This is a genomic window from Streptomyces sp. NPDC005899 (genome assembly GCF_040629645.1).
Classification (GTDB): domain Bacteria; phylum Actinomycetota; class Actinomycetes; order Streptomycetales; family Streptomycetaceae; genus Streptomyces.
Genome location: NZ_JBEXWB010000241.1, coordinates 7008 through 9939 on the forward strand (window position 1 = coordinate 7008; position 2932 = coordinate 9939).

Annotated in this window: 5 protein-coding genes; all 5 read right to left on the reverse strand. The window is 67.1% G+C overall.

The features are described from left to right. Positions 1-113: 113 nt before the first annotated feature. The 5 genes from ABZ371_RS23215 to infA all read right to left on the reverse strand — a co-directional run bounded on the left by ABZ371_RS23215 (position 114) and on the right by infA (position 2757). A complete protein-coding gene (locus tag ABZ371_RS23215) occupies positions 114-1136 on the reverse strand; it encodes a DNA-directed RNA polymerase subunit alpha (RefSeq protein ID WP_003966937.1) in 1023 nt (340 codons plus the stop codon). Between the two features lie 137 nt (positions 1137-1273). Continuing rightward, positions 1274-1678: a 30S ribosomal protein S11 gene (rpsK, locus tag ABZ371_RS23220; RefSeq protein WP_003956432.1), complete on the reverse strand. Its 405-nt coding sequence runs from the start codon at positions 1676-1678 to the stop codon at positions 1274-1276. A 104-nt stretch (positions 1679-1782) separates the two neighbouring features. Then, positions 1783-2163: a 30S ribosomal protein S13 gene (rpsM, locus tag ABZ371_RS23225; RefSeq protein WP_358682832.1), complete on the reverse strand. Its 381-nt coding sequence runs from the start codon at positions 2161-2163 to the stop codon at positions 1783-1785. Between the two features lie 197 nt (positions 2164-2360). Beyond that, the gene (gene rpmJ, locus ABZ371_RS23230; RefSeq protein WP_003956441.1) at positions 2361-2474 is read right to left on the reverse strand and encodes a 50S ribosomal protein L36; all 114 of its coding nucleotides are present in this window, start codon (positions 2472-2474) and stop codon (positions 2361-2363) included. A gap of 61 nt (positions 2475-2535) precedes the next feature. After that, positions 2536-2757 carry a translation initiation factor IF-1 gene (gene infA, locus ABZ371_RS23235; RefSeq protein ID WP_003956442.1) on the reverse strand — a complete coding sequence of 74 codons (222 nt, stop codon included), beginning with the start codon at positions 2755-2757 and terminating at the stop codon, positions 2536-2538. Positions 2758-2932: the final 175 nt, after the last annotated feature.

The window sequence follows — 2932 nt, forward strand, 5'->3', positions numbered from 1 at the left end:
GCCTTTCTGCGACGGGGTGGCGGCCCCGGCGGGGGGGCCGCCGCGCGACCGGGGGGCGCCCCGCCCGGCGGGGGGCCCCCCCACCCCCGGCCCCCCCCGGCCGGGCGGACGGCTCAGTACTGCTCGGTCTCCACGAAGCCGGCGTCCGCGTCGTCGTCGGCGCCGAAGGCGTCGGCGGCGGCCGTCGGGTCGAATCCGGGCGGGCTGTCCTTGAGCGCCAGGCCCATGCCGGCCAGCTTCGCCTTGACCTCGTCGATCGACTTCGCACCGAAGTTGCGGATGTCGAGCAGGTCCGCCTCGGAGCGGGCGACGAGCTCACCCACGGAGTGGATGCCCTCGCGCTTGAGGCAGTTGTACGAACGGACCGTGAGCTCGAGCTCCTCGATCGGCAGCGCCAGATCGGCGGCGAGCGCGGCGTCCGTCGGGGACGGGCCCATGTCGATGCCCTCGGCGTCGATGTTGAGCTCGCGCGCCAGACCGAACAGCTCGACCAGGGTCTTACCGGCCGACGCCATGGCGTCACGGGGACGCATGGCCTGCTTGGTCTCGACGTCGACGATCAGCTTGTCGAAGTCGGTGCGCTGCTCGACGCGGGTCGCCTCGACCTTGTACGTGACCTTGAGCACCGGCGAGTAGATGGAGTCGACCGGGATGCGGCCGATCTCCTGGCCGACCTGCTTGTTCTGGACGGCGGAGACGTAGCCGCGACCGCGCTCGACGGTCAGCTCCATCTCCAGCTTGCCCTTGCCGTTCAGCGTGGCGAGCACCAGGTCCGGGTTGTGGACCTCGACACCGGCCGGCGGGGCGATGTCAGCAGCGGTCACCAGGCCGGGACCCTGCTTGCGCAGGTACATCACGACCGGCTCGTCGTGCTCCGAGGAGACGACCAGCTGCTTGATGTTGAGGATGAGGTCGGTCACGTCCTCCTTGACGCCCGGCACGGTGGTGAACTCGTGCAGGACTCCGTCGATCCGGATGCTGGTGACCGCGGCACCGGGGATCGAGGAGAGGAGGGTACGGCGCAGGGAGTTGCCGAGGGTGTAACCGAAGCCCGGCTCCAGCGGCTCGATCACGAACCGGGAGCGGAACTCGTCGACGACCTCTTCGGTCAGCGACGGACGCTGAGCGATAAGCATGCTGTGATCCTTCAGTCGTGGGCACCCGCTATTTGATGCCCGACAGATGAGACAAGGATACGGGCGGCATGCCCCCGAAGGGACATACCGCCCGGATCCGGCGCTACTGCCGCACGGCCGTCACCGGCCGTGACGGATCAGACGCGGCGACGCTTCGGCGGACGGCAGCCGTTGTGCGGCGTCGGGGTGACGTCCTGGATCGAACCGACCTCGAGGCCCGTGGCCTGGAGGGAGCGGATCGCGGTCTCACGGCCGGAGCCGGGACCCTTGACGAAGACGTCGACCTTGCGCATGCCGTGCTCCTGCGCGCGGCGGGCGGCCGACTCGGCGGCCATCTGCGCGGCGAAGGGGGTGGACTTGCGCGAGCCCTTGAAGCCGACGTGGCCGGCGGAGGCCCAGGAGATCACGTTGCCCGAGGGGTCCGTGATCGAGACGATGGTGTTGTTGAACGTGCTCTTGATGTGGGCGTGCCCGTGAGCGACGTTCTTCTTTTCCTTGCGACGCACCTTCTTGGCTGCGCCCTGACGACCCTTGGGGGGCATGTCTTGACTCCAGATGGAGAGGGGAGGTGATCGGTCCTACAGCGAAGACCGCTGGTTGCTGCGGGTCCCGGAGGTCCGGAGGTCCGCAGTGCGTCCGCTGAGGACTACTTCTTGCCCGGCTTCTTCTTACCGGCGATGGCGCGACGCGGGCCCTTGCGGGTACGCGCGTTCGTGCTGGTGCGCTGACCGTGGACCGGCAGACCGCGACGGTGCCGGATGCCCTGGTACGAGCCGATCTCGATCTTGCGGCGGATGTCGCCCTGGATCTCGCGGCGAAGGTCACCCTCGGTGCGCAGATTGGCGTCCACGTACTCGCGGATCTTGACCAGGTCCTCTTCGGCCAGGTCACGAACGCGGGTGTCGGGGTTCACGCCGGTGGTGGCGAGGATCTCCTTGGACCGGGTGCGCCCGATACCGAAGACGTAGGTGAGGGCAACCTCCACGCGCTTTTCGCGCGGGATGTCAACACCTGAAACGCGTGCCATTCAATGGCTCCAGTTGTCATGTCGGGGGTCTTCCACAGTGCCACTCCCGAACGCCGACCCCACCCGCATGGGAGGAGGTGGCACGCCCGGGTCCCCGGCCCCCGCCGGAGGTGTCGTCAGCCGAAGCGTGGACGGGCACTGCGTATGTACGTTTACGTGCGTCGCGCGAAGAGCTGCGAGATGCAGGTGGTCGTGCGTCAGCCCTGGCGCTGCTTGTGGCGCAGGTTGTCGCAGATGACCATGACCCGGCCGTGACGGCGGATCACCTTGCACTTGTCGCAGATCTTCTTGACGCTCGGCTTGACCTTCATGGGATGTCAGGTTCTCCGGGTCAGTGCCCTCACCGCGCCGTAGCGACGATGGCGGCAAGATCTACTTGTACCGGTAGACGATCCGGCCACGCGTCAGGTCGTACGGAGAGAGCTCCACCACGACCCGGTCATCGGGGAGGATACGGATGTAGTGCATCCGCATCTTGCCGCTGATGTGCGCGAGGACCTTGTGACCGTTCTGGAGTTCCACCTTGAACATGGCGTTCGGGAGGGACTCGATCACGGTGCCCTCAATTTCGATGGCACCTTGCTTCTTGGCCACGCTTCGCCTTTCGAATCGGCTACCTTGATCGACTTCACACCGCCGCATGCGGACACACGGATGCACGAGAGCCGACGAGTCAGTCTACGTCAGCGGACTCCAAAAGACGAATCCGTCAAGTTTGCCCACTTGACCTGATCCTTAAGCCCGGGCGGCGCCCGCACGTGCGGGCGCC

Coding starts and splice junctions, on each gene's coding strand:
- ABZ371_RS23215 (WP_003966937.1), bottom strand. CDS start 1,136: ATGCTTATCGCTCAGCGTCCGTCGCTGACCGAAGAGGTCGTCGACGAG.
- rpsK (WP_003956432.1), bottom strand. CDS start 1,678: ATGCCCCCCAAGGGTCGTCAGGGCGCAGCCAAGAAGGTGCGTCGCAAG.
- rpsM (WP_358682832.1), bottom strand. CDS start 2,163: ATGGCACGCGTTTCAGGTGTTGACATCCCGCGCGAAAAGCGCGTGGAG.
- rpmJ (WP_003956441.1), bottom strand. CDS start 2,474: ATGAAGGTCAAGCCGAGCGTCAAGAAGATCTGCGACAAGTGCAAGGTG.